Raw genomic sequence first — 22,154 nt, 5'->3', positions numbered from 1 at the left:
TAGAAAAGCGATTCGTAACATTGCATATCACTGAAACTAGGTAATTCGAGCGCCCGCGCTGGAGCAATTTCCAGCCTGGCTGGAGCCTGGGGCGGGCGGATTGTTGATGCACCGCAAAGCCGTCTATGCTCTGTGTGAACTAAATATGACCGGTCATCAAATCCCCGCCCCGTTTGATTAAGATCTCGGCTTTTGCCGTTGGACACTTGCCGCCATGTCGGAACAGGAATTGAAACTGCACGTGCCCGCGGCTTCCCGCCAGGCCGTCCTGCGAGAGATCAAGCAACGCGAAGCCACGCGCATCCGCCTGCACGCCATGTATTTCGATACGCCCGAACGCGAACTCGCGCGGGCGCGCATCGCCATCCGCCTGCGCCAGGAAGGCCGCGACTGGGTGCAGACGCTGAAGATGCCAGGCATCAACGCCATCACGCGCATCGAACTCAATCATCCGCGGCCGGGTCCGGTGCTGGATCTGTCGGTGTATGCGGGCACCGAGGTCGAGGCCGCGCTGGCCGCCATCAAGGGCGAATTGGGCCTGCGGTATGAAACCGACGTGCAGCGCCTGCTGCGCAAGGTCCGCACGCGTTACGGCACGGTGGAGCTGGCCTACGACACTGGCATCCTGCGCGCCGGCGCGCTGGAGCTACCCATCTCTGAACTGGAATTCGAACTGGTGTCTGGGCGGCCGGCGGCCATCTTCGCGGCGGCTCGCGGCTGGCAGCAGCGCCACAGCCTGGTGCTCGATCCGCGCAGCAAATCCGAACGCGGCGACGCGCTGGCCCAACTGGCGCAGCGCCTGGCCGATGCCGACGCCATCCCCGGCGATGATCTCGAAGCCCGCCGCGCGCAAGCCATCGCGCAGTTCTGGGCGCCGCGCGGCGCGGCGTCGGTCAAGCTGCGCGAAGACATGACCGCGCCCCAGGCCATGGCGCGCGTTGCCGCGGAATGCCTGGACCAGATCGCGCGCAACGCGGCGGTACTGGCCGAAGTCGATACCGAAGGCGTGTACCGCGCCGGCAACTCCGAACACGTGCATCAGCTGCGCGTGGGCGTACGCCGCCTGCGTTCGGCCTGGAAGCTGTTCGATGGCTGGATAGCGCCTATCCCCGATGGCCTGCTCCAAGGCGTGCGCACGCACTTCGCCGCTTTCGGCGCCAACCGCGACCAGGACGTGCTGAACGAAACAGTGGCGCCCGCGCTCATGCGCGCCGGCATGCCGGTCATTCCCATGGAAGCCCCACCGCCGGAGCAGGACGCGCGCAGCATCGCTGGTGGCAAGGCCTTCCAGGCCTGGATGCTGGACCTGCTGGAATGGAGCCTGGACGTGCCGCCGGCCCTGCCTGCCGCGGATGGCCAGGCCATCGCCAATGGCACGCCCAGCGACACCGCGCCCGAACCTGCCATCCGGTTGGAAGGCGGCGTGGCCGGCCCTAGCGTCAGGCCCACCATCATTCCCATGCTGGCGCCCGAACCCGATCCGCAGCGCCTGCACAAACAACTGGCGCGGCGCCTGCACCGCTGGCACAGCAAGGTCGCCGACCAAGGCACGCAGTTCGCAACGCTGGACATCCCTACGCGCCATGAATTGCGCAAACGTGGCAAGCGCCTGCGATACAGCCTGGCGTTCGCCGAATCGCTGCTGCCCGCGGGCAAGCTGCGCGGCTATCGCAAATTGTTGTCGCGAGTGCAGGACGTGCTGGGCGAAATCAACGATCTTGCAGTGGCCAAGGACTACTACGAGTCGTGTACCGCCACCCACCCGCAAGCCTGGTTCGCCTTGGGCTGGATCAGCGCCCGCCTGCAGGAACTGGCGGACGACGCGCAGCAGGCATTCGACGACCTGGCGGCAAGCAAACCTTTCTGGAAGTAAGGCAGGCTTGAATACAAAAGGGACGGCTGGCGCCGTCCCTTTGCTTTTGCTCCACCCGGCGCAAGCGCGCCGGACTCATGGACATCAATCCGCCAGCAAGGCCCCGGCGAATTCGTCAGCCACAAAGGGCTGCAGGTCTTCCAGGCTTTCGCCCACGCCGATCCAGTACACCGGAATCGGACGCACGCCCTGGCTGCCCGCGGCCACGGCAGCCAGCGTGCCCCCCTTGGCGGTGCCGTCCAGCTTGGTCACGACCAGGCCCGTCAGATTGATTGCGGCGTCAAAGGCGCGGATCTGCGCCAAGGCGTTCTGGCCGGTATTGCCGTCCACCACCAGCAGCACCTCGTGCGGCGCCGCGGCATCCGCCTTGCCGATGACGCGGCGGATCTTCTTGAGTTCTTCCATCAGGTGCAGTTGGGTGGGCAGGCGGCCGGCAGTGTCGACCATCACCACGCCCATGCCGCGCGCGCGGCCGGCATTGACGGCATCGAACGCTACGGCTGCGGGATCGCCGCCGTCCTGCGAGATCACCGTCACGTTGTTGCGGCTGCCCCATTCGATAAGCTGCTCGCGCGCCGCTGCGCGGAAAGTATCGCCCGCAGCCAACAGCACGCTGGCGCCCTGGCGCTGAAAGGTATGGGCCAGCTTGCCGATCGACGTGGTCTTGCCCGCGCCGTTGACGCCGGCGATCATGACGACCAGCGGCTGCGTGCGCTTCAAATCGAATGCGCGCTCCAGCGGACGCAGGTGGTCGGCCAGCAACTGGCGCAGCGCCGCCTTCACCTTGGCCGGGTCCTCGATGCGCTCTTTTTTCACGCGGGCGCGCAGCGCGGTCAAGAGCTTTTCGGTAGCCTCCAGGCCCGCATCGGCCATAATGAGCGCCGACTCGAGTTCCTCGAACAGGTTCTCGTCGACCTTCACGCCGACGAAAATACCGCCAATGCTCTGACCTGTGCGCGACAGCCCCTGTTTCAGGCGGGACAGCCACGATGCCTTCTTGGGCGCTTCCGCGGCGGCTTCGACAATGGGCGCGGGGGCAACCGCCGAAGGCGCTGCCGGCGCGGGATTCGGCGCCAAAGCCGGTGCCGGGGCAGTCGCCGGTGCAGGCACCGGCGCCACGGCGGCCGGCGCACTGGGCGCAGGAACTGCAATGGGAGCGGGCGGCGGTGGCGGCGCGAATGACGGCGCTGACGTTGCAGGCGCTGCGATTGCAGGCGCTGCCTGGGCTGAAGCGGGCGCGGCGGCAGGCGCCGCCGGCGGGGCGACAACCGGCGCGGCCGCGGGCGGGACCACGGCAGCAGGTTCTATGCTGGGTTCGCGGCGCGGTTCGGTGGCAACCGGCGCCGGCGGCGCGGGTATGGCCGGCGCGGCGGCGGGCTCGGCAGGCGCGGTTACGGCGTCTGCAGCCTCCGGCGGCGGCGCGGGCTGGGCCGGCGCGGCGGGCGGAGGGGATTTTTTCTTGAAGAAGCGGCTAAACATGGGTAACAAGTATATTCGTATCGTCGGGGGCCAATACAGACGCACCCCCATCGCCGTGCCCGACGTGGAGACGCTGCGCCCCACGCCCGACCGGGTGCGCGAAACGCTGTTCAACTGGCTCAATCACCTGTGGGGCGGCGACTTTGCCGACAAGCAGGTGCTGGATCTGTTCGCCGGCAGCGGCGCCCTGGGTTTCGAGGCGGCCTCGCGCGGCGTGGCGCATGTGCAGATGGTCGAGCGGGACAAGACCGCCGCGTCCGCGCTGCGGACACTGCGCGACAAGCTCAAAGCCGACATGATACGCATCCATGTGGGCGATGCCATGCAGGTCGCCGAACGGATGGATGCGTCGCGATTTGACCTCATCCTCCTGGATCCTCCCTTCGGCCAGGGGTGGCTACCGCGCCTGTGGCCAATTCTGCCGGGCATTCTGACCGAGCATGGGCTAGTCTACGTAGAGGCGGAAAGCCCCATTGAAGCCCCCGAAGGATTCACGATCTTGCGGCAGGACAAGGCAGGCGCGGTCCACTACCACCTGCTGGAATTTGCTGCATTGCGCAAATAGGTCAATAATCCGAGCTTCGGAGGATGGTGTACACCACTAATAACGGTACGGAGCTCGTATGATCACCGCTGTATATCCCGGCACTTTCGACCCGCTGACCAGAGGCCACGAGGATCTGGTCCGCCGTGCCGCCACGCTTTTCGACAAAGTCGTGGTCGGGATCGCCATTAGCCGCAACAAGAAGCCTTTCTTCAGCATCGACGAGCGCGTGGAAATTGCGCGCGAAGTGCTGGGGCACTATCCCAACGTGGAAGTGCAGAGTTTCGGCGGCCTGCTCAAGGACTTTGTGCGCGACCAGGGCGGCCGCGTGATCGTGCGCGGCCTGCGTGCCGTGTCCGACTTTGAATACGAATTCCAGATGGCCGGCATGAACCGCCATCTGCTGCCCGACGTCGAAACGCTGTTCATGACGCCCTCGGACCAATACCAGTTCATCTCCGGCACCATCGTGCGAGAAATCGCGCAGTTGGGCGGCGACGTGAGCAAGTTCGTGTTCCCCTCGGTGGAACGCTGGCTGCAGGAAAAGGCCAAGGAACGCCGCGAACAGTCCTGGCCGGGCTGACCCCGCCCCCAGGCGTTGCTCCACCCTCGAAGGGCGCGTAAAGCGCCCTTCTTGCGCTGCGCGGCCAAGGCGGGCCGCGGCAGTACAATGCGCCTAGCCCCATCCGCCCACACCGCTGCCCGCCATGGCCCTGACCATCACCGAAGAATGCATCAATTGCGACGTTTGCGAGCCCCAGTGCCCGAACGAAGCAATCTCCATGGGCGAGGATTATTACGTCATCGACCCCGACCGGTGCACGGAATGCGTGGGCCACCACGACGAGCCGCAATGCAAAGTCGTATGTCCCGTGGAATGCATCGAACTGCACCCCCAATGGAATGAAGGCCAGGAACAACTCATGGCAAAGTACCGCCGCCTGACCGGTGCAGCATGAGCGACGCCGCGCAGTCCAGCATCAACCTCCCTCCTTCCCGCCACCACGCCCGCCGCGACCTGTCCGCATCGGCCATCGCCGCCGGCCTGGTCGCCGTCCTGGTCAGCTTTGGCGGCACCGCCGTACTGATGGTGCAGGCCGGCCATACCGCAGGCCTGGATTCCGCTCACATCGGTTCCTGGATCGGCTCGCTCAGCCTCGCGTTCGGCCTGGGCGGAGCCTTGTACAGCCTGCGCACGGGCCTGCCCATCGTCATGGCCTGGTCCACGCCCGGAGCAGCCCTGCTGGTCACCGCGCTGGCCGGCGTTCCGTTCAACGAGGCCATCGGCGCCTTCGTCCTGGCGGCCGCGCTGACGCTGGCCTGCGGCCTGTTCGGCTGGATCGATCCCATCCTGCGCCGCATTCCCGGCGAAATCGCGGCAGCCATGTTGGCAGGGGTGCTGCTCAACTTCGGCATGGGCGTCTTCAGCAACATCAAACAACAGCCCGCGCTGGTACTGGCAATGTGCGCCGCCTATCTGCTCTGCCGGCGCTGGGCGCCGCGCTACGCCGTGCTGGTCGTCATGCTGGTGGCCATCGCAATCGCTTTCGGCCTGAACCTCATCCAGCTGGACCTGCTGGATTGGCGCCTGACCGAATTCGTCTGGACGACGCCGGCCTTCAGCGCGCAAGCCACGGTCAGCCTGGGCATTCCGTTGTTCGTCGTCGCCATGGCGTCGCAGAACCTGCCCGGCCTGGCCATCCTGCAGGCCGCGGGCTACCAGCCGCCCGCCTCGCGCCTGGTCGCTGCGACCGGCTTTCTGGGCCTCCTGGCCGCGCCATTCGGCGCACACAGCGTCACGATGGGCGCCATCAGCGCGGCCATCTGCACGGGTCCCGAAGCGCATGCGGACCCGTCCAAACGCTACATCGCCGCAGCCACCTACGGACTGGGCTATGTGGTTCTGAGCGTGGTGGCCGGCGCCGTGGCCGTTTTCTTCCAAGCCCTGCCCGCCGCCCTGCTGGCGGCGCTGGCCGGATTGGCCCTGCTGGGTACCATCATGGGCGGCATGGCCGCCGCCATGGCAAACCCGCAACGCCGCGAAGCCGCGCTCATCACGCTGCTGGCCACGGCATCGGGTTTCAGTTTCTGGGGTATCGGTTCGGCCTTCTGGGGCCTGATGGCGGGCCTGCTGGCCCACGCGGCATTCGAGTACAAGCGCTCGGGCGCCCAGGCCTGACCCAGCCCGGGGCGCCGGTTCTGGCCGGTTCAGGCCGGTTCAGGCCGGCCAGGCGGCCACGGGCGTATCCGGATGCACCTTCATGATCCGGCAGGGCACCTGGACGAAGTTCGAAATCCAGGCAGCGGCCAGTTCTCCTTCGTCGATTACGTCGACCACCTGCTCGCCCACCCTCATGCTGTAGCGCACGCTGTCGTCGTCTTCGATGACGTCCAGCGGGATGTCCATGCGCAGCATGCCCGGCGCCTTCAAGACCAGATAGCCCAGTCGCAGCTCGACCGACACGTCGGCCAATCGCGGGCACAGGGCGCGGTTCAGCCACTGGCCGGAATCATTGGCCACCAGCCATTGGCGATGGTAGCCCGCGGCCTCGGCTTGCGTCGTGGAGCCGCATTCGGCCACGGGTTGAAAGTTTCCGGCGTTCATTTACCCAGCAATCCCTTCAAGGCCTTGTCGACGGCGGCGCCGCCCTTGCCCTTGCCCGTCACGGCTTCGCGCAGCTTGTTTTCCAGGCTGCGCTGGAGGATGCCGCCGATGGCATCCTTCCAGAGCAAGGTGTAGGTAGGCTTGTCGAACGGACCCTTGACGTGCACGGGAATGGTCACGTCCTTCAGGTCGATCAGTTCCTTGCCTTCGGGGTCGGCGGCCGGATTGACGACGCGCGCGCGCGCCACCAGGTCCAGCTCGCTCTTGACGAAGTCAATGATGGCGGGATCCCCTTGCGTCACGCGCAGCAAAGGCGACACGACGTTCAGGCGCTTGACCGCGGCCACGCCCTTGGTGAAGGCCAGGTCCGCGTCCATTTCAGAGAATTCCGTCTGCTTGCTGGTATCGGACGCCACGGTTTCGTTCTGCGATTCCGGCTTGAAGGCGGCCTTCAGGTCGCGCAGCGTCTGCGTCAGATTGATGCCCTTGACCGCGCCGTCGCGCAGGCGCAATTGCATGGTGCCGCCCAAGCCGCTCTTCATGGCGTAGGCATTGGCGCCGGCCGTCTTCAGGTCCAGCGCCAGGCTGCCCGTGCCGCTCAGCACGTTCTGGCGCGCCACGTCCATCAGGAACGGTTCGATCGCGATACCGGCCAGCGACATCTTGGTGGCCAACTGATTGCCCTGCGCGGCATCCACCGACAGCGTGCCCGCCAGCTTGCCGCCGTAGAGTCCGGCCGTCAGGCTGGAAATGTCCAGCTTGCCTTTGTCCAGCTTGACCGCCGCGCCGACGTCGTCAGCCTTCAGGCCACGCACGACCAGCTTGCCGACCTTGATCGTGCCATTGACGCTGGGGCCGACCAGCGCCGACAGATCGATCGTATCGTCCGCAGGCTTGGCCGGAGCCGGGGCCGGTTGCGCCGGCTTCCCTTCTTCCTTCTTGGCATCGGCCGGTTGCTTGGCCGCAGGCTGCGCCGGCGTTGCGGCGGCAGGCGGCACCAGCTTGTCCAGATCCAGCGTATCCACCACCAACGCGAAATTCACCCGCGGCGAATCGCTCAGTTTGGTGATGTCCGCGCTCAGGTCGAACTTGCCGCCTTCCAGCACGGCGTTGATCTTGCTGGTGGCCTGATCCTTCAACAGGTCCGCCGTCACGCTGCCGATCACGGGGATCTGCAGGCTGCCCTTGGGCAGGCCCGGATCCGTGATGTTGACGTCGCCGCGCAAGCCCGACAGGCCGCCGCTACGCTGCAGGAGATTCAAGGACAGCGGCGAGGCGAAGTTCAGCTTGACGACCCGCTCGCCATTCTTGGAGGTGCTGTCCAGCTTGGCTTCCTTGATGTCCAGCTCGCCGGCGTTGCCGCTGATGCCGTTCAAGCCGAAGCTCGCATCCAGGCCGCTGATGCGCACGCGGCCCGTCAGGGCTTCTCCCGTGGCCGAGGCCGGGGAGATATTGAGCGCCGGAGCGTCCACGGCAAATTCGAAGGGGCCATCCTCCACGCCGCCCTTGGCGCGGATTGCCAGCTTTTCGATCTGCAATTGGCTCTTGTGCGGATCGATCGCCAGCTTGGGAATGGCCACGCTGGCGTCCACATTGGTGGCGCGCGCGGCGGGATCGGTAACGTCGCCCTGGAACACGACCTCCAGGCCAGCCACGTCCAGTGCCGATTTCTGGCCGTTGAAGGCCAGGTTGCCACGCATGGCCAGGCTCTTGGCCTCGGCGCCCGGCAGCTTGCCGTCCATGCGCAGGTCCAGCTTCTGCGCGGCGTAGCGCTTGGCGGACGGATCCAGGGTCAGCAGGGCCTGGCCGGTCAGGTTGGCATCCACGCGCGGATTGCCGCCCTCGACGCGCGCGGTCAGACGCACGTCGAACGGCTGGTTGAAGGTGACGCGGCCGGTATTGGCGTTGATCTTGGTGACCGCCACCGCCATGCCCGTGATGGCGTCCTGCAGTTGCACCTGGCCGTCCTTCAGGTCGAGGCCGGCGATGTCGATCTGCATGTTGTTGCGCGGCTGCGGCAAATTGCCGTTGGCCAGGGCCTGCACAGCGCTCTGGGCCGCGCCCGCCAGCGCTTCGGCGGGATTGGCCGGCGCCGCCGTGACCGGCGCCGTGCCGCCCACGAGATTGCTGAAATTGAAATGGCCCTGCTTGTCCCGCACCACCCGAGCCTTCAGTCCGCTGATGGCCACGTGGTCCACGACAAAACTGTTGGACAACAACGGCCACACCGCGACCGCCAGACGGGTGCTGTCGATGGAAGCGAAGATTTCCGGGCTGTCAGGCTCGGACAGCGATACGCCCTGCACCGACAAGCCGATGCGCGGGAAGAGCGACAGCTCGATCTCGCCGTCGATCGTCAACGTGCGTTGATAGCGTTGCTGGACAAGCTCTTCCAGCTTGTACTTGTACGCGTTGGGGTCGAATGTCAGCAAGAAGATGGCCAGGCCAACGACGGCCACGACAACCAACACTACCAGGCCTATCAAAATGCGCTTGAACCACGTTTTCATTGCTGCCCCGTCGGTACCTCGACTGGATATCCTTGAATGCCGTCCGCAGCGCCAGGCGCGCGGAAGGTGCTTTATCGGCGGAACCCGCCCGGCCTGTGTAGCCATGGCCTTTCAGGGCGTGCCCGCTCTTATGCCGAGCCTGGGGCTGCGGCGCAAAAAATGGGGATCTGCCAAGGAAAGCCTGATGAAGACGCCAGCTAGGCCAGCGTACAGATAGCGCTATCGTAACAAATCGGGCCGGCTTCGCGAGAATCGCCGCGCGAGCCGGGACAAAATCATCCATTTGGCCGCCGGCTCGCCTCCGGAAAACCGGTGCCGAAGCTGACAACTTTCTGTCTCGCGGATTGTAGGGCTAGAATGATTGATACATCAATCATTGATAGATCCAGCAATGTCCGCCCCCGCTCCCAGCACGCCGCATTCGCCCGGCCAGGTGCTTCCTTTCCGCCAAACACTGCTCGCCATGCTGGGCATGTGCTTCGTCATGATGATGGTCGCGATCGACCAGACCGTGGTCGGCACCGCCCTCCCGACCATTGTGGCCGAACTCAAAGGCTTCGAACTGTATGCATGGGTAGCGACGTCTTACCTGCTGACCTCCGTCATCACCGTTCCCATCTTCGGCCGGCTGGGCGATTACTACGGGCGCAAGCCCTTCGTGGTCGCGGCGATCGTGCTGTTCACCTTTGCCTCGGTGCTGTGCGGCGCGGCCGACAGCATGTTCACGCTGGTCCTGGCCCGGGCATTGCAAGGCATAGGCGGCGGCATGCTGGTGGGCACCGCCTTCGCGTCCATTCCCGACCTGTTTCCCGACCCCCACGTGCGGCTGCGCTGGCAGGTCATGCTCAGTTCCGCCTTCGGCATCGCCAACGCGGTGGGCCCCACCCTGGGCGGCGCGCTGACGGAACACTACGGCTGGCGTTCGGTGTTCTACGTCAACCTGCCCATCGGCATACTCGGCCTCTGGTTCGTCGGGCGCTACCTGCCGCACTTGCGCAACCATGCAACAGGCCGCGTGCGGCTGGATTGGCAAGGCGCCCTGCTTATCGCGCTGGCGCTGGGCAGCCTGCAGTTGCTGGTCGAGCTGCTGCCCAAGGAAGGGCTGAGCGGATCCCTGATGCTGCTGGGCGCGGGCAGCGTGATCGCGTTCGCGGTATTGATCTGGTGGGAACGGCGCTGTCCTCACCCGCTGCTGCCGCTGGACATGTTCCGCAATCGCGGCCTGGCGATGCTTTTCACGCTTGCCCTGCTGGTGGGCGTGACCATGTATTCGCTGCTGTTCTATGCCCCGCTGCTGCTGCAGGGCGGTTTCGGGCTGTCGCCCCAGGACGCGGGCCTGCTCATCACCCCCATGGTGGTCTTCATCACCGTGGGCAGCATCGTCAACGGCCGCATCATCACGCGCATCCGCAATCCCAACTGCATGCTGTACGCGGGCTTCATCCTGATGGCGTTTTCATGCCTGGGCATTGTTACCACCCATAGCTATACGTCACATGCCCTGATCGCCGTCTACATGCTCATGGCCGGCCTGGGCATGGGTTTCATCATGCCCAACCTGACCGTGTTTGCGCAGCAGACCGCGGGACGCAGCCACCTCGGCATCGCCACGGCGCTGCTGCAATCGCTGCGCATGATCGGCGGCATGCTGGGCACGGCTATCGTTGGCACCATGGTCAGCCACAGCTACTTCAGCGGCGTGGAATCCACACTGCGCGGCGCTTCCGCCCGCTGGCTGCCCGAGCTGAACGATCCTCAGATGCTGGTCAATCCCGAGGCCCAGACGCAGTTCCTGGCACAATTGGCGCATCAAGGCCAGGACGGCACGTCGTTGATCGAAATCGCGCGCGTCGCGCTCGTTGGCGCCATCCATGAAGGACAGCTCATCGCCCTGGCGGTCGCCGTGTTTGCGCTCTGGTGCGTGCGGCGCGTGCCGCCAGTCCAATTGATCCGTCCTTCCAAACCAGAGCCGGCCGGCGTCGGAGAATAGCTTTTGCCCAAACAACAACAAGGCTTGCAAGTCATTCAGCACATGGGACAGGCCTACCGTGGCATGCAAAGCGCCTTCAGCAGCACGGTCGGCCACGCTTTGCCCCGCTGGCGCATTCTGCTGGCCCTGCATGAATGCGGCCAGTGTTCACAAAAGCATCTGGCTGAACGGTGCCGGCTCGATCCCGCCTCGCTCACGCGCCAGCTACAAGCCATGCAGAAACTGGGCTGGATCGCGCGCGAAGTGGATCCGCAAGACAACCGCCTGACCAACGCCCGCCTCACGCCCGCCGGACAGGTGGTGGTGGACGAAGCCCTGCCAAGGCGCGCCGCATTCTTCGAAGAATCGCTCAAAGGACTGTCGGCGGCCGATATCGACACGTTGAACCGCGTGCTCAGCGTGCTGGAAGCGAACTTCCTGCGAGCGGCGGACAAGGCGCCTCAAGCCTGAGGCCGCGCAGTGCCTGCCGCGCCCCTCCCGGCGGGCACCTTCAGCGCTGGTCCGACTGCGCGGAAATGATCGCCATGAAGTCATCCGCCAGCCGATGCGTGGCGCCTTTGGCGCGCACCGCATACACCTGCGCCGTCGCCGTCAGGCCCTGGACCGGCAGGTACAGGATGTCGCTGCGGCTGTCATCCGCCACGGATTTTCCGACCAGCGCATACCCCAGGCCGGCCGCCACAAGGCCCAGCGCGGTGTGGATTTCCTTCGCCTCGTATCCCACGCGCACCTTTGCGCCCGCCTGCTCCAGCGCCTGCATGGTGGACCGGGCAAAGCTGCTTTCCGGATCTTTTGGATAGCTGATGAAGGCCATGCCGGCCAGATCACCGGGCGTGAGGCGCTTGCGCTTGGCCAGCGACCCCGAAAACGGCACCGCGGCGACCAGCGCATCGTCGAACAACGGAAAGTAATCCAGGTCGTCCTCTTCAATGCGTGGCCCCATCGCGCGCGACAGGCCCACATGGATAAGACCGCTACGCAAGGCCTCTGCCTGGTGCTCGCTGAGGATCTCTGTCAGGTCGATGCGCACCTTGGGGAGATCGGCCTTCATCTTGCGCACCGCATCGGGCAGCACCGAAAAAATGGTCGAGCGCGTGAAACCGATACTCAGCCAGCCGAAATGGCCGGCGGCCATGTCCTGCGCCTCGTCGAACAAGCGCGCTGCATCGGCCAGCAAGGCCTTGGCCTTGGGATAAATGAAGCGCCCCAGCGGCGTCAGCGTCATGGGCCGAGTGGAACGATCGAACACCTTGGCGCCCAGCATGGCTTCCAGTTGTCCCAGCTGCATGCTGACCGCCGTGGGGACCACGTGCAGACGCTGCGCCGCCACGTTGGCATTGCGGGTCTCGACTACTTCGCAAAAGAACTGCAAGGATTTCAAGTTCATGGAAATTGATCTTACGCTCAAAAACGCTTGATTGCTTTCCACTTTTCGTTAGCTGAACATGGAATCACAGGCACGTATCGCCGCGCCCACACCTGGAGCTTCCGTTGATTCCCGATTTGAACGAACCCGAATGGCTGCGTCTGGCCCGCGGTCTTTCCACCGCCGAGGTTTCCGATGCCCTCGATTACTACGAGCTGCCCGGCAGCGCGCTGGGCATCCGGCCTGTCGCCGGTCCGGCCCGCATTTTCGGCCTGGCCTACACCGTCCGCTTCGGGCCCATAGACCACGCCCAGCCCGGCACGGTCGGCGACTTCATCGACCGCCTGCAACCCGGCACGGTTGCCGTCCTGGACAACGGCGGCCGCATGGACTGCACCGTGTGGGGCGGCATCCTCAGCCGACTGGCCGCGCACAAGCACATTGCCGGCACCGTCGTGCATGGCGTATGCCGCGATACGGCCGAGGCCGACGAGGCCGGCTATCCGCTTTACGCCCGCGGCGCCTTCATGCGCACGGGCAAGGATCGCGTGCAGGTCCAGGCTTATGAAGAGGCCGTCACGCTGGGCGACGTGCGCGTCAGTCCGGGAGATCTGCTGATCGGCGACGCGGACGGCCTCGTAGTGGTGCCACGCGACCGCATGCAGCAAGTGCTGTCCAAAGCCCTGGAAACACGGGCGCTGGAAGGCCGGATATTGGAAGCAGCCCTGAACGGCATGCCGCTAGCCGAAGCGCGCAGGCAGTTCGGCTACCACACACTGCAACGCTCGCCGGACCGGCTGACGGCCCCGTCCTGACATCGACGCCAACAACAACACCATAATCCAAGGAGACAAAATGTCGATCAACCGCAAGCTGAGCGCAGGCATTCTCTGCGTGGCGACGGCCGCCGCCGCCGCGCCCGCCATGGCGCAAGACCCGTATCCCTGCCAACTCGTCAAGATCATCTCGCCCTATCCGCCGGGCGGCACCACCGACATCCTGGCGCGCCTGGTCGCGCCCGGCCTGGCCGATGAACTCGGCACCAACGTCATTGTCGAAAACAAGGGCGGCGCCAGCAGCAATATCGGAACCCAGTACGTCACCACCGCCGCGCCCGACGGCTGCACGCTGCTCCTGGGCAACAACACCGGCGTCGTCATCAACCGCAACCTGTACAAGCTGCGCAACGACCCCGTCAGCGCACTGGCGCCGGTCGCGGAAGTGGCGGCGGTTCCGTTGGTGCTCTATGTCAACGCCTCGGTGCCGGCCAAGACCGCCGACGAGCTTTTCACGCTGATCCGTAGCAAGCCGGGCGAGTTCAATTTCGCATCCGGCGGCAGCGGCAGTCCGCAGCACCTGATGGGCGAGATGCTGAAGCTCGACCTGAAACTTGAGATGACCCACATTCCCTACCGCGGCCAGGGCCCGGCGCTGGCCGACGTGATCGCGGGCCAGGTGCCCGTGGCCTTCGAAACCACTACCGCCATCGCGCCGCAGCTTGGTTCCGGCCGTATCCGCGCCCTGGCCACCACCGGCGAAGCCCGCTCCAAGAGCCTGCCCGACGTGCCGACCATGAAGGAACTCGGCCACGCCAATTTCGTGATCGAGAACTGGTATGGCATCTTCGCGCCCGCGCAGACGCCCGCTGCGCTGATCCAGCGCCTCAACCAAGGGATATTGAAGACCCTGCAAAGCCCGGCGCTGGCCAAGAACCTGGATGAAATGGGCTCCGACAACGTTGCCGGCACGCCCCAACAATTCGCCAGCTTCATCGCCCGCGAACTGCCTTACTGGGAATCGCTGGTCAAGCGCACCGGCGCAAAGGTGGACTGACATGACCGATTCGCTTGCCACCCTGCGCCAGCTGGGCGCGGCCACCATCTACGAAGCCCAGGGCGCCAAGGGCGCTCTGGATCACGGCATCAAGCCCATCGATCCCACGGTGCGTCTCGCCGGCCCTGCCCTTACGGTGGACTGCCGCCCCGCCGACAATCTCATGTTGCACTATGCGGTCCAGAAGGCGCGCCCCGGCGATGTGCTCGTGGTCGACGCCAAGGCCTTCATGGAAGCCGGCCCCTGGGGCGATGTGCTCACGCTGCAAGCCATGCAGGTCGGCATCGCCGGACTCGTGATCAACGGCTGCGTGCGCGACGCGAACTTGATCATCGAACTGGGTTTTCCCGTGTTTTGCCGAGGCCTGTCGATCAAGGGCACCGGCAAATTCCAGCCCGGTCGGATCAATGTGCCGATCACCATCGGCGACACGCTCATCCATCCCGGCGACTACATCGTGGGCGACCGCGACGGCATCGCCGTCATCCCCGCGGGCGAACTCGAGCAAACCTTGTCGCGCAGCCTTGCCCGCGAGGAAAAAGAAGCTGGGCAACGCAAGGCGATAGAGCAAGGCGTCTACGCCACCGAGCTGCTGGGATTGACGGACACGCTGCGCAGGCTGGGCCTGGAGTGAGCGTGAAGCCATAAGCCTCGCGGTATCGGCCCATAGCAAAAGCCGATTTTCGAAGGACGAGGATCGCCCAGAATACAGAACCCCTTCCGCAGCAGGCATGAAGAGAACGGCAATGGATTCTGTGTATCTGGTGGTCACCCTGGGCGCGGTCACGGCGGGCTTCGTCCAGGGCCTGTCGGGCTTCGCGTTCGGCCTGGTGGCGATGTCGTTCTGGGCCTGGGTGCTGGACCCGCGCATGGCAGCGACGCTTGCTGTCTTTGGCGCCCTGGTCGGACAGATACTCGCCGCCATTACCGTGCGGCGCGGATTCGACCTGCGGCGCCTGCTGCCTTTCGCCCTGGGTGGACTGCTGGGCATTCCGCTAGGCGTCGCGCTGCTGCCGCGGCTGGACATGGACTGGTTCAAGGCCATACTCGGCGCCCTGCTCGTGGTCTGGTGCCCCGCCATGCTGTGCGCGAAAAGCCTGCCACGCATATCCGTCGGCGGCCGGGCCGCCGACGCGGCCGTGGGCATGGCCGGCGGCGTACTGGGTGGAATCGGCGGATTCACGGGCACCTTGCCCACGCTCTGGTGCACCTTGCGTGGTTTTGAAAAGGACGCGCAGCGCGCCATCATCCAGAACTTCAATCTGTCCATGCTGTTGGCAACCATGGGCACATATCTGGCAAGCGGCATCGTCACACGCGCCATGCTGCCCCTCTTCGCCATCGTGGCCGCCGCCATGCTGGTTCCCACGCTGCTGGGCGCCAGGCTTTACATCGGCATCAGCGAAGCGCGCTTCCGGCAAATCGTGCTGGGGCTGCTGACGGCATCGGGACTGGCACTGCTCGCTTCGGCGCTACCGCGCCTGCTGGAACGCCTGGCATAGTTGCGCGCATGCCGCGAGCATGAGGGGAAGGGCCAGCTTCGATCGATGCAATGAAAAACACCCCAAGATTGGACCGGGATCCAATCTTGGGGTGTCTGCCGAAATACAGTGACGAGAGTCGTCAGACGTTGATCACACGTTTAAACGTTGATCGGTCGGCAAAGGCTTGTGAACACTAGGTTTCGCGGGGAAATCGAGCCACGGCCTTTGCGGGAATCGCTGGAAGTACCCCCAGTTGTACCCCCATAGGGGTATCGGGATGATAAATCAGTCTGGATGCCGGTGCCAACGCTGCACCTGCCGGATAAAACGGGTATGGCGCAGACCGCATTTTTGGCTGACGCATGGAGCGGTACGCGATGAGATGCAGGGGAACGGGCCGCTGTGGCCCAGACCCTGGAGAACTCTCATGGCAGACCATCACACCCGCCACAACCCACTGGGGCAAGACGCCCTGTTCGCCACGCCGGCATCGCTCATGCTCGATGCTCGCCTCACGCCGCTGGAGCGCAATGGCTGGCAGGTGCTGCGGATGCTGCGCTCTGCGGAGGGTATCAGCCCGCTGGCGAATCTGGGGCAGTTGCGCCGCTATCTCACCTCTACCCCGCTAGGCCAGCGGGCCGGGTACGAGACGGCCTGGCGTGTTCTCGTCGTGCTTCGACTGACGGGGTGGATCAGTCTGGTGGGCCAGCAACGCGATCCTCTCACCGGCCATGTGCTCAGCGAGCTGTATCAGGTTCACGAAAGCGCCCTGCACTTCCAACAGGCCTGCGACCTCGATGCCAGCCTGTCCGAGCTTCTGCAAGCCTCCATCGGCCACGAAAACAACCAGGTGGATCGGGTGGCCGTCCACATTCAGGCAACGCTGGTGCAGGCACCTGAAGCCGCCTCCATTGCGCCCCACGATCAGCGCCACGATGACGATGATTTGCCCCCTACGCCGCCGTCGCAGGCGAGCAAGGCAGCCGACCCACTGCCATTGTCTGGCAATTCCGCTGGCAGCACGCTTGTTCCGCAACAGACCGGACACGCTCGCCACATGACGGCTGAGCAGGGCAGTACGTATAAGACGTATATGTATAAAAAAGAACGTACGTACCGCGCGCGCGAAAGCGACGGCGATCCGGCATCGCCGTCGGTGAGCTTGCCGCTTTGCCTAAGCAATGCCCAGGCAGATCAGCAAAAGGACGTACGGGCCGCCTTGCGGCGGCTGCCGCCGCAGCATCGCCAGGAAGTACTCGACGAGTTGCAGGCACGCAGCCAGAGCGGCACCGTGCGCAATGTCGTGGCCTACTTCTTCGCCTTGGTGAAGCGCGTATTTGCGGGCGAGTTCCGCTTGTGGGCAGGTCGCAAGGTGATGTCTGCCACCCCACGGCCTGCCGAGAATCGGCCTACTGGTGCTCCACGCACCGAAGACCGCCCAAAACCGACTGCGCAACCGGCATCGCGTGAAACCGCCCTGGCGCACATCGCCAATATCCGCAAGATGCTGAACGCCTCGACGAACGCTGGGGACCTTGCAGCGCAGGCAATGCAGACCAGGGGATGGCAGCCGCACTCTGCGTAGCAAATGCTGCCGCAAAACGCGGGTCGTCACTGCACGCCGCAGTGACGACCCGCGCAACACCGCCAACAATGCGGGCGAAAGCCAGTTCCTATTGCGTGCGGCATACATGATGATGGCCGCCCTAAACTGACCGGGCAGCTGCCAAGACCGATGGGCTTCGTACATCGGCAACCCCAACAGCGCAGGTTCCTGCAAGCGCTGGCCCGACAGGGTAGAACCACCCCAGGTATGCCCAGGCTCCGACCGCATACCGGCCCTCCCCAGGGCAGAGCCTTCTTCGTCTGTCTTAACTCATCCCTACCGCGCCGCCTGGCGCACTGTCCTTTGCGGCAATTGCCCCTGTGCAACGCACAGGGCTCCCGCTGCATTTCTCATCTCACTCACTTCATAGGAGGACTCGTCCACATTCACATCACTCTCGTCTTGTAGTACCTCCGTCCGAGCTTCCAGCAGGGAGCAAGACGGACGCCTCATTCGAGGCTCTGGTGTCTCCTGAACACCATGCCCTTGCCCTCACGGGATCTCGCCTTGGCGAGCTGGCACCAACACTAACCACTGAATTTCAGGACAAAGCAACACGACGCTTTGCTTGGAGGCCGGACGATGGACGACTTGACCTACACCCTGCGACAGCTCTGCCAGCGCAACCGTGACGGCAGCTACACCACGCAGGCCGACCGGATTCGTTCGCTGTCGCTGGCCGCGCGGCAACTGCGCGATGCCGGTTTCCGGCAGATGAAGGCCTCGTCGCTCAAGGGCAAGCATGTCCAGGCGCTGCTGGAACGCTGGCAGGGAGAAGACTTGTCGTCCGGCACCATCAAGAATCGGCTCTCTCACCTGCGATGGTGGGCCGAGAAGATCGGCAAGGCCGGCATCTTGCCGGCGGACAACACGCAACTCGGCGTGGCCGAGCGCCGCTATGTGACCAACATCAGCAAGGCCCAAGAGCTGGGCACAGGTCTTGAACAGGTCACCGACGCGCACGTACGCATGAGCCTTCAGCTACAGGCCGCCTTCGGATTGCGTCGGGAGGAAGCGATCAAGTTCCAGCCCAGTTACGCGGATCGAGGCGACCACATCGCCCTCAAGGGATCGTGGACCAAGGGCGGTCGGGAGCGAACTGTGCCCATCACCACGACAGAGCAACGCGACGCGCTCCACGCAGCACACCGCCTGGCGGGCACAGGATCACTGATCCCGGCAAACAAGACCTACATCCGGCAACGGCACATCTACGATGGTCAGTGCAAGGCAGCGGGGTTGAGCAATATGCATGGACTACGTCATCAGTATGCTCAAAGTCGCTATGAAGCCTTGACGGGTTGGAAAGCTCCAGCGGCAGGCGGACCTCAACGCCAATCGCTGACAATGTCACAACGCTTGTGCGACACCGAAGCTCGCGAGCGAATCAGCAAGGAGCTTGGCCACAATCGTACCGGGATCGTATCGGTCTACTGTGGGCGCTAGTACTTCACATAAACAACCGGTATGCATAAGCATTTCCTGGCAGTGTTGGGACATTCGCAATGGTTCTTGCCAGCCGTTGTGAATACCGAATCGTGACCGGAACTGGGTCGTAAAGCGCATCGTTGTTCCAGTCCATCTTTGTCAGAGCAAGCGCTTCGAATGCAGTCAGTTCAATCGGCCCGATGCCCGCGTATCGCACGATATTGATTGGGCGCGGAATGCTTTTCCCACCCTGGTAATAATCGCCACGAGATGCTGCACGAGGTGCATTGCCAGCAACCCAAACTAGTGCTGACTTCCCCGAACGCTGCATCACTGCGCCTCGCGGCACAGGGTAACCATCAGGCTCACTTTTCCTCTGCGGCGTGGGATTACGGCTTTCTTGTAACCAAACGCCTCGCCATCCCGCGTTGCTGGCCACTTCGACACACTCAACCTCCTGAATAGCGGAGAGCGCATCCAACGCACCTTCCAGCTCCTCTGGCTTGAACGATGTGGTTTTATGGACGACCAGACGGCGTGGCAGCATGCCTCCGTTACGACTTTGATAAAGGGTCAGGCTCCGCGCAAGCACCGCGCGCATGTCACTTCGACTAAGAAAGGGATTTCGGCGCGCCTCATCAACGTTTTTGACCGGATCACGCGCCTCGAAGGCGACGAACTGCATACCTCCACCATCAGCATCAAAAACCTGCGAGCAGCAGGTCACGTAATGCGCTTTTTGCGGATCTCCCCTCAGTGCATAGGCTAACCCGATATATGCCGTATTCTCGGGTACGCCCTTCAATGGAGCTAACTTCCAAGGAATGCCGCCAGCCTTTACATAGAGTGCAATGGACAGACGCCACGCCAATGAAGCCTTATAACCAAATGTGAAAACGCGATCGTTGATGACTTGGGTGGGAATACCGTGCCCCGCACCTATTGCCTTGAGTGCATCGTGCGCATCAAAGCCAGGTGCACGAAATGCAATCTGCCAAGCATCCGGTAGATGTACCAGTACGACATCGAAGTGATCACGTACCAATGCCAGGCGTTGCATCGCCGTACGCAACGCGTGCAGTAAACGGACATCTGGCGGGCCTTCAGGCCCCAAAGACCCAACATCATCCGGCAGCTTGATATGCGCCTCTCCGGTTTTGGCAGCGACCAGAGGAACATTGAACGTATTTTCGAAGCCACGAAACGCAGGTACATACTGTTTTCGATCTGAAGGCGCGTGGCTGGATCGCAGCATATTGACCAATGTGCGAAGGTTGTTCCAGCCACCGACCGGGCCTACCGTCGCAATACGAAGTTCAGGTGTGTAAGTTGGAAAGATCGAACTACTGTAGGCACCATGCTGAACGATTCCCCGCAAAGGGTTCACATCTAGCGAAGTGTCTTCCGTATTGAAGGTCAGCAGCGGCTCTTCCAGCAGAGAGAAGGGCGGCAACTTCGACGCGCTATAGTCTGCACTCATCGCCCGCTCCGTTGAAAGTAGTCATGGTCGTGGCTTGGTCGGCTCCACGCAGTCACTGGCGATAGTCGAAACTCCGCATCCTGCCCTGGCCCTGAGTCCTCCCTGAGGCCAATGGCTTTGACGACACCATCGTGACTGCCCGGCAAGAGCCTCGCCCATCCCGCAATGAGTCGTGCCCATTCCTTGTTTCGTCGTCCTGCCCATCGTTCACGCTGCCAATCCATGATGGGATTTGCACGGCGCACGAAAGATGCGACGTTGTCATCGCCTTCGTCGTGACTCGTCCCATCACCAGCCTCCGTGCGAGGCAGTTCAACGTAAGTAAAAGGCTCGAATGCACACCACCAGCGATCCGCCACGCAATCCAGTCGAATTTGCACCCCTTCGCTGAAGGGATAGCCGTACCTCTCCACCGTTCCCGACAACGGTGTTGAATACGCTTGCCGGAGGTGTGACAACTTCTCTTTGCGCGCTGCCACCCGTTCCGGGCTATCCGTTGGCAGGCCGCTTGCCACGATGATCGCATGCCCTTTTCGTCTCAAGCGCGGCAACAAGGGCCTACCTCTGCTAATCGCCCAGGTCAAGGCGTCGTAGAGCAATCCCAGCGCCCAACTATCGGTATCGGGATGAAGGTCAATGGTTCCGGCGATCTTTCCGCCGACAGGTGCGAACGCCCTAAGCAATTCCGCGTCGGCACCAAAAGCGGCGATGTCACGACCAACACTGGCTACCACAGCCCTCGCTTTCGCATCACGAACCAGTTCCCGGGCACGAACCGTCGTGATTACGGTATCGATCTCAATACAACGCGCCTTTTTGGGCATAGAGAGGATCGGGATCGCCGAACACTGCAGCACTGGAAAGCTGCGCTGCTCCCGAGCAGGTAGTGGCAGCTCTGCCAGTATCTGGGTCGGTCTCGACTCCTGAACATGCTGCAACAAAACCGGCGGCAGGCTTATTCCGTCGATGATGTCTCCGGCCAATTCATCGAACGTGGGGGATTCGACAATCGCTGTTGTCACACCCGCCTGGGCAGCCTTCACAAGCAACTCACTGACAGCAGGCAGAACGGAGCTTGCCGAACGCGTTACCCAATAAATCCCGCCTGGAAAGGCATTCGGCTGCGTCAATACTTCGGTTAGTGCAGCCATGACCGATTCGTCGCGGCCGCTGTAGCCGACTACCACAAGCCCGAAACGTGCGCAGGCGGCGCCGAGAGCACGTCGCATCCGAACGTCCTGCTCCCTCAACTCGTCGGTCGTATTCTTCAATTCAACTGACTGGAAGTCGCCATGCAGCTTGGCTAGAAATGGCCAACTCGACTCCCGCAGGCAGCGTTCGGCACGCTCCGCATTGTCAATGGCGGCGGTCGTCATGTTTGCGCGCTCATTGGCTGACACCAACTGGTCAGTCAGAGTAGCGGCTGTCTCGACCAACTGGTCGAAATTGGTTGTAAATACGCATGGAATACGGCGGGTCGTCAAAAGAGCCGCAAGTACACGGTGGGCAAAGGACGGCGTACCCATCGTGACCGCCTTCTCTATGTAGATACGGCGATCTTCTGCTGTCGGATATATCGCTTCAAAGGCCCTCGCGTACTCAGTGGGATCATCAGGTGCTGGCAACTCCGAGCGCGTGCTGAAGAACAAGTCGATACGCTGTTGCCATAGCGGATCGTTGGCATCTACTTCACGGAGACTAATTCTGGACAGTTGGCAGAACAAGCGCTTCTTGAAGTCGAGGATCATTGAATAGCCGGTCGGAATACCGGCTGCGGCCGAAGCCCCGGCACCGAGGAACCAGGCAAACTGCTCAGGCCTCAAGCAAAAGGTGCTGGCAAACTGTGGTCCCGTCAGTGTCTTGATCATTCAAGTGTCCTTATTGACGCTACTTCTAGATTTTCATCAGCCTGCTGTAGCTGCTCGCAACATCGTTACGCCAAGTACCCGTCGTGCC

19 protein-coding genes are annotated in these 22,154 nt (G+C 63.4%); 13 read left to right on the top strand and 6 right to left on the bottom strand.

Going from position 1 to position 22,154, the window contains the following annotated elements; genetic code table 11:
• Window positions 1–214 precede the first annotated feature (214 nt).
• Window positions 215–1,873 (top strand): CYTH and CHAD domain-containing protein, encoded by a 1,659-nt coding sequence (locus CEY08_RS10295; RefSeq protein WP_063642819.1) that lies wholly within the window; start codon window positions 215–217, stop codon window positions 1,871–1,873.
• A gap of 84 nt (window positions 1,874–1,957) precedes the next feature.
• Here the strand turns inward: CEY08_RS10295 and ftsY are convergent, their stop codons facing one another.
• Complete coding sequence (gene ftsY, locus CEY08_RS10290; RefSeq protein WP_408609561.1) at window positions 1,958–2,992, bottom strand: signal recognition particle-docking protein FtsY; 1,035 nt, start codon at window positions 2,990–2,992, stop codon at window positions 1,958–1,960.
• Between the two features lie 358 nt (window positions 2,993–3,350).
• Between ftsY and rsmD the strand changes: the two genes are divergently transcribed.
• The 4 genes from rsmD (at window position 3,351) to CEY08_RS10270 (ending at window position 6,075) form a co-directional block, all read left to right on the top strand.
• Complete coding sequence (gene rsmD / locus CEY08_RS10285; RefSeq protein ID WP_042795126.1) at window positions 3,351–3,917, top strand: 16S rRNA (guanine(966)-N(2))-methyltransferase RsmD; 567 nt, start codon at window positions 3,351–3,353, stop codon at window positions 3,915–3,917.
• Between the two features lie 58 nt (window positions 3,918–3,975).
• The gene (gene coaD, locus CEY08_RS10280; RefSeq protein WP_013396175.1) at window positions 3,976–4,479 is read left to right on the top strand and encodes a pantetheine-phosphate adenylyltransferase; all 504 of its coding nucleotides are present in this window, start codon (window positions 3,976–3,978) and stop codon (window positions 4,477–4,479) included.
• A gap of 124 nt (window positions 4,480–4,603) precedes the next feature.
• On the top strand, window positions 4,604–4,855 hold the full coding sequence (locus CEY08_RS10275) for a YfhL family 4Fe-4S dicluster ferredoxin (protein ID WP_042795127.1): 252 nt from the start codon (window positions 4,604–4,606) through the stop codon (window positions 4,853–4,855).
• On the top strand, window positions 4,852–6,075 hold the full coding sequence (locus CEY08_RS10270) for a benzoate/H(+) symporter BenE family transporter (protein ID WP_076815477.1): 1,224 nt from the start codon (window positions 4,852–4,854) through the stop codon (window positions 6,073–6,075). The genes CEY08_RS10275 and CEY08_RS10270 overlap by 4 nt, the downstream gene beginning before the upstream one ends.
• 39 nt (window positions 6,076–6,114) lie before the next feature.
• Here the strand turns inward: CEY08_RS10270 and CEY08_RS10265 are convergent, their stop codons facing one another.
• Together CEY08_RS10265 and CEY08_RS10260 are read right to left on the bottom strand one after the other, a co-directional pair.
• Window positions 6,115–6,501 (bottom strand): MOSC N-terminal beta barrel domain-containing protein, encoded by a 387-nt coding sequence (locus tag CEY08_RS10265; protein WP_042795129.1) that lies wholly within the window; start codon window positions 6,499–6,501, stop codon window positions 6,115–6,117.
• Complete coding sequence (locus tag CEY08_RS10260; RefSeq protein WP_042795130.1) at window positions 6,498–9,011, bottom strand: AsmA family protein; 2,514 nt, start codon at window positions 9,009–9,011, stop codon at window positions 6,498–6,500. The genes CEY08_RS10265 and CEY08_RS10260 overlap by 4 nt, the downstream gene beginning before the upstream one ends.
• Before the next feature lie 391 nt (window positions 9,012–9,402).
• Here CEY08_RS10260 and CEY08_RS10255 point away from each other — a divergent pair, with 391 nt between their 5' ends.
• Both CEY08_RS10255 and CEY08_RS10250 read left to right on the top strand, forming a co-directional pair.
• Window positions 9,403–11,001 (top strand): MDR family MFS transporter, encoded by a 1,599-nt coding sequence (locus CEY08_RS10255; RefSeq protein WP_042795131.1) that lies wholly within the window; start codon window positions 9,403–9,405, stop codon window positions 10,999–11,001.
• A 3-nt stretch (window positions 11,002–11,004) separates the two neighbouring features.
• On the top strand, window positions 11,005–11,451 hold the full coding sequence (locus tag CEY08_RS10250) for a MarR family winged helix-turn-helix transcriptional regulator (RefSeq protein ID WP_042795132.1): 447 nt from the start codon (window positions 11,005–11,007) through the stop codon (window positions 11,449–11,451).
• A 40-nt stretch (window positions 11,452–11,491) separates the two neighbouring features.
• Here the strand turns inward: CEY08_RS10250 and CEY08_RS10245 are convergent, their stop codons facing one another.
• Window positions 11,492–12,388, bottom strand: a complete 897-nt coding sequence (locus CEY08_RS10245) for a LysR family transcriptional regulator (protein ID WP_076815479.1) — start codon at window positions 12,386–12,388, stop codon at window positions 11,492–11,494.
• 104 nt (window positions 12,389–12,492) lie between these two features.
• Here CEY08_RS10245 and CEY08_RS10240 point away from each other — a divergent pair, with 104 nt between their 5' ends.
• The 6 genes from CEY08_RS10240 (at window position 12,493) to CEY08_RS10215 (ending at window position 18,736) form a co-directional block, all read left to right on the top strand.
• The gene (locus CEY08_RS10240) at window positions 12,493–13,182 is read left to right on the top strand and encodes an RraA family protein (protein ID WP_331866876.1); all 690 of its coding nucleotides are present in this window, start codon (window positions 12,493–12,495) and stop codon (window positions 13,180–13,182) included.
• 40 nt (window positions 13,183–13,222) lie between these two features.
• Window positions 13,223–14,200, top strand: coding sequence for a Bug family tripartite tricarboxylate transporter substrate binding protein (locus tag CEY08_RS10235; RefSeq protein ID WP_076815480.1), 978 nt, complete (start codon window positions 13,223–13,225; stop codon window positions 14,198–14,200).
• Window position 14,201: 1 nt separating this feature from the next.
• Window positions 14,202–14,834 (top strand): 4-carboxy-4-hydroxy-2-oxoadipate aldolase/oxaloacetate decarboxylase, encoded by a 633-nt coding sequence (locus CEY08_RS10230; RefSeq protein WP_076815483.1) that lies wholly within the window; start codon window positions 14,202–14,204, stop codon window positions 14,832–14,834.
• Window positions 14,835–14,946: 112 nt separating this feature from the next.
• A complete protein-coding gene (locus CEY08_RS10225) occupies window positions 14,947–15,702 on the top strand; it encodes a sulfite exporter TauE/SafE family protein (protein WP_076815485.1) in 756 nt (251 codons plus the stop codon).
• A gap of 409 nt (window positions 15,703–16,111) precedes the next feature.
• Window positions 16,112–17,269, top strand: coding sequence for an STY4528 family pathogenicity island replication protein (locus tag CEY08_RS10220; RefSeq protein ID WP_076815486.1), 1,158 nt, complete (start codon window positions 16,112–16,114; stop codon window positions 17,267–17,269).
• A 603-nt stretch (window positions 17,270–17,872) separates the two neighbouring features.
• Window positions 17,873–18,736, top strand: coding sequence for an integrase domain-containing protein (locus CEY08_RS10215; protein WP_076815488.1), 864 nt, complete (start codon window positions 17,873–17,875; stop codon window positions 18,734–18,736).
• 4 nt (window positions 18,737–18,740) lie between these two features.
• Here CEY08_RS10215 and CEY08_RS10210 read toward each other — a convergent pair whose 3' ends face one another.
• Complete coding sequence (locus CEY08_RS10210; protein WP_076815490.1) at window positions 18,741–20,198, bottom strand: argonaute/piwi family protein; 1,458 nt, start codon at window positions 20,196–20,198, stop codon at window positions 18,741–18,743.
• On the bottom strand, window positions 20,195–22,066 hold the full coding sequence (locus CEY08_RS10205) for an SIR2 family protein (RefSeq protein WP_076815492.1): 1,872 nt from the start codon (window positions 22,064–22,066) through the stop codon (window positions 20,195–20,197). The genes CEY08_RS10210 and CEY08_RS10205 overlap by 4 nt, the downstream gene beginning before the upstream one ends.
• Between the last annotated feature and the right edge of the window lie 88 nt (window positions 22,067–22,154).

Source organism: Achromobacter insolitus, from assembly GCF_002209555.1.
Lineage (GTDB): Bacteria > Pseudomonadota > Gammaproteobacteria > Burkholderiales > Burkholderiaceae_B > Achromobacter > Achromobacter insolitus.
The sequence above is the reverse complement of the archived record's forward strand: the minus strand, read 5'-3'. Positions and strand labels throughout refer to the sequence as shown.

Coding starts and splice junctions, on each gene's coding strand:
- CEY08_RS10295 (WP_063642819.1), top strand. CDS start 215: ATGTCGGAACAGGAATTGAAACTGCACGTGCCCGCGGCTTCCCGCCAG.
- rsmD (WP_042795126.1), top strand. CDS start 3,351: ATGGGTAACAAGTATATTCGTATCGTCGGGGGCCAATACAGACGCACC.
- coaD (WP_013396175.1), top strand. CDS start 3,976: ATGATCACCGCTGTATATCCCGGCACTTTCGACCCGCTGACCAGAGGC.
- CEY08_RS10275 (WP_042795127.1), top strand. CDS start 4,604: ATGGCCCTGACCATCACCGAAGAATGCATCAATTGCGACGTTTGCGAG.
- CEY08_RS10270 (WP_076815477.1), top strand. CDS start 4,852: ATGAGCGACGCCGCGCAGTCCAGCATCAACCTCCCTCCTTCCCGCCAC.
- CEY08_RS10265 (WP_042795129.1), bottom strand. CDS start 6,501: ATGAACGCCGGAAACTTTCAACCCGTGGCCGAATGCGGCTCCACGACG.
- CEY08_RS10260 (WP_042795130.1), bottom strand. CDS start 9,011: ATGAAAACGTGGTTCAAGCGCATTTTGATAGGCCTGGTAGTGTTGGTT.
- CEY08_RS10255 (WP_042795131.1), top strand. CDS start 9,403: ATGTCCGCCCCCGCTCCCAGCACGCCGCATTCGCCCGGCCAGGTGCTT.
- CEY08_RS10245 (WP_076815479.1), bottom strand. CDS start 12,388: ATGAACTTGAAATCCTTGCAGTTCTTTTGCGAAGTAGTCGAGACCCGC.
- CEY08_RS10235 (WP_076815480.1), top strand. CDS start 13,223: ATGTCGATCAACCGCAAGCTGAGCGCAGGCATTCTCTGCGTGGCGACG.
- CEY08_RS10230 (WP_076815483.1), top strand. CDS start 14,202: ATGACCGATTCGCTTGCCACCCTGCGCCAGCTGGGCGCGGCCACCATC.
- CEY08_RS10225 (WP_076815485.1), top strand. CDS start 14,947: ATGGATTCTGTGTATCTGGTGGTCACCCTGGGCGCGGTCACGGCGGGC.
- CEY08_RS10220 (WP_076815486.1), top strand. CDS start 16,112: ATGGCAGACCATCACACCCGCCACAACCCACTGGGGCAAGACGCCCTG.
- CEY08_RS10215 (WP_076815488.1), top strand. CDS start 17,873: ATGGACGACTTGACCTACACCCTGCGACAGCTCTGCCAGCGCAACCGT.
- CEY08_RS10210 (WP_076815490.1), bottom strand. CDS start 20,198: ATGAGTGCAGACTATAGCGCGTCGAAGTTGCCGCCCTTCTCTCTGCTG.
- CEY08_RS10205 (WP_076815492.1), bottom strand. CDS start 22,066: ATGATCAAGACACTGACGGGACCACAGTTTGCCAGCACCTTTTGCTTG.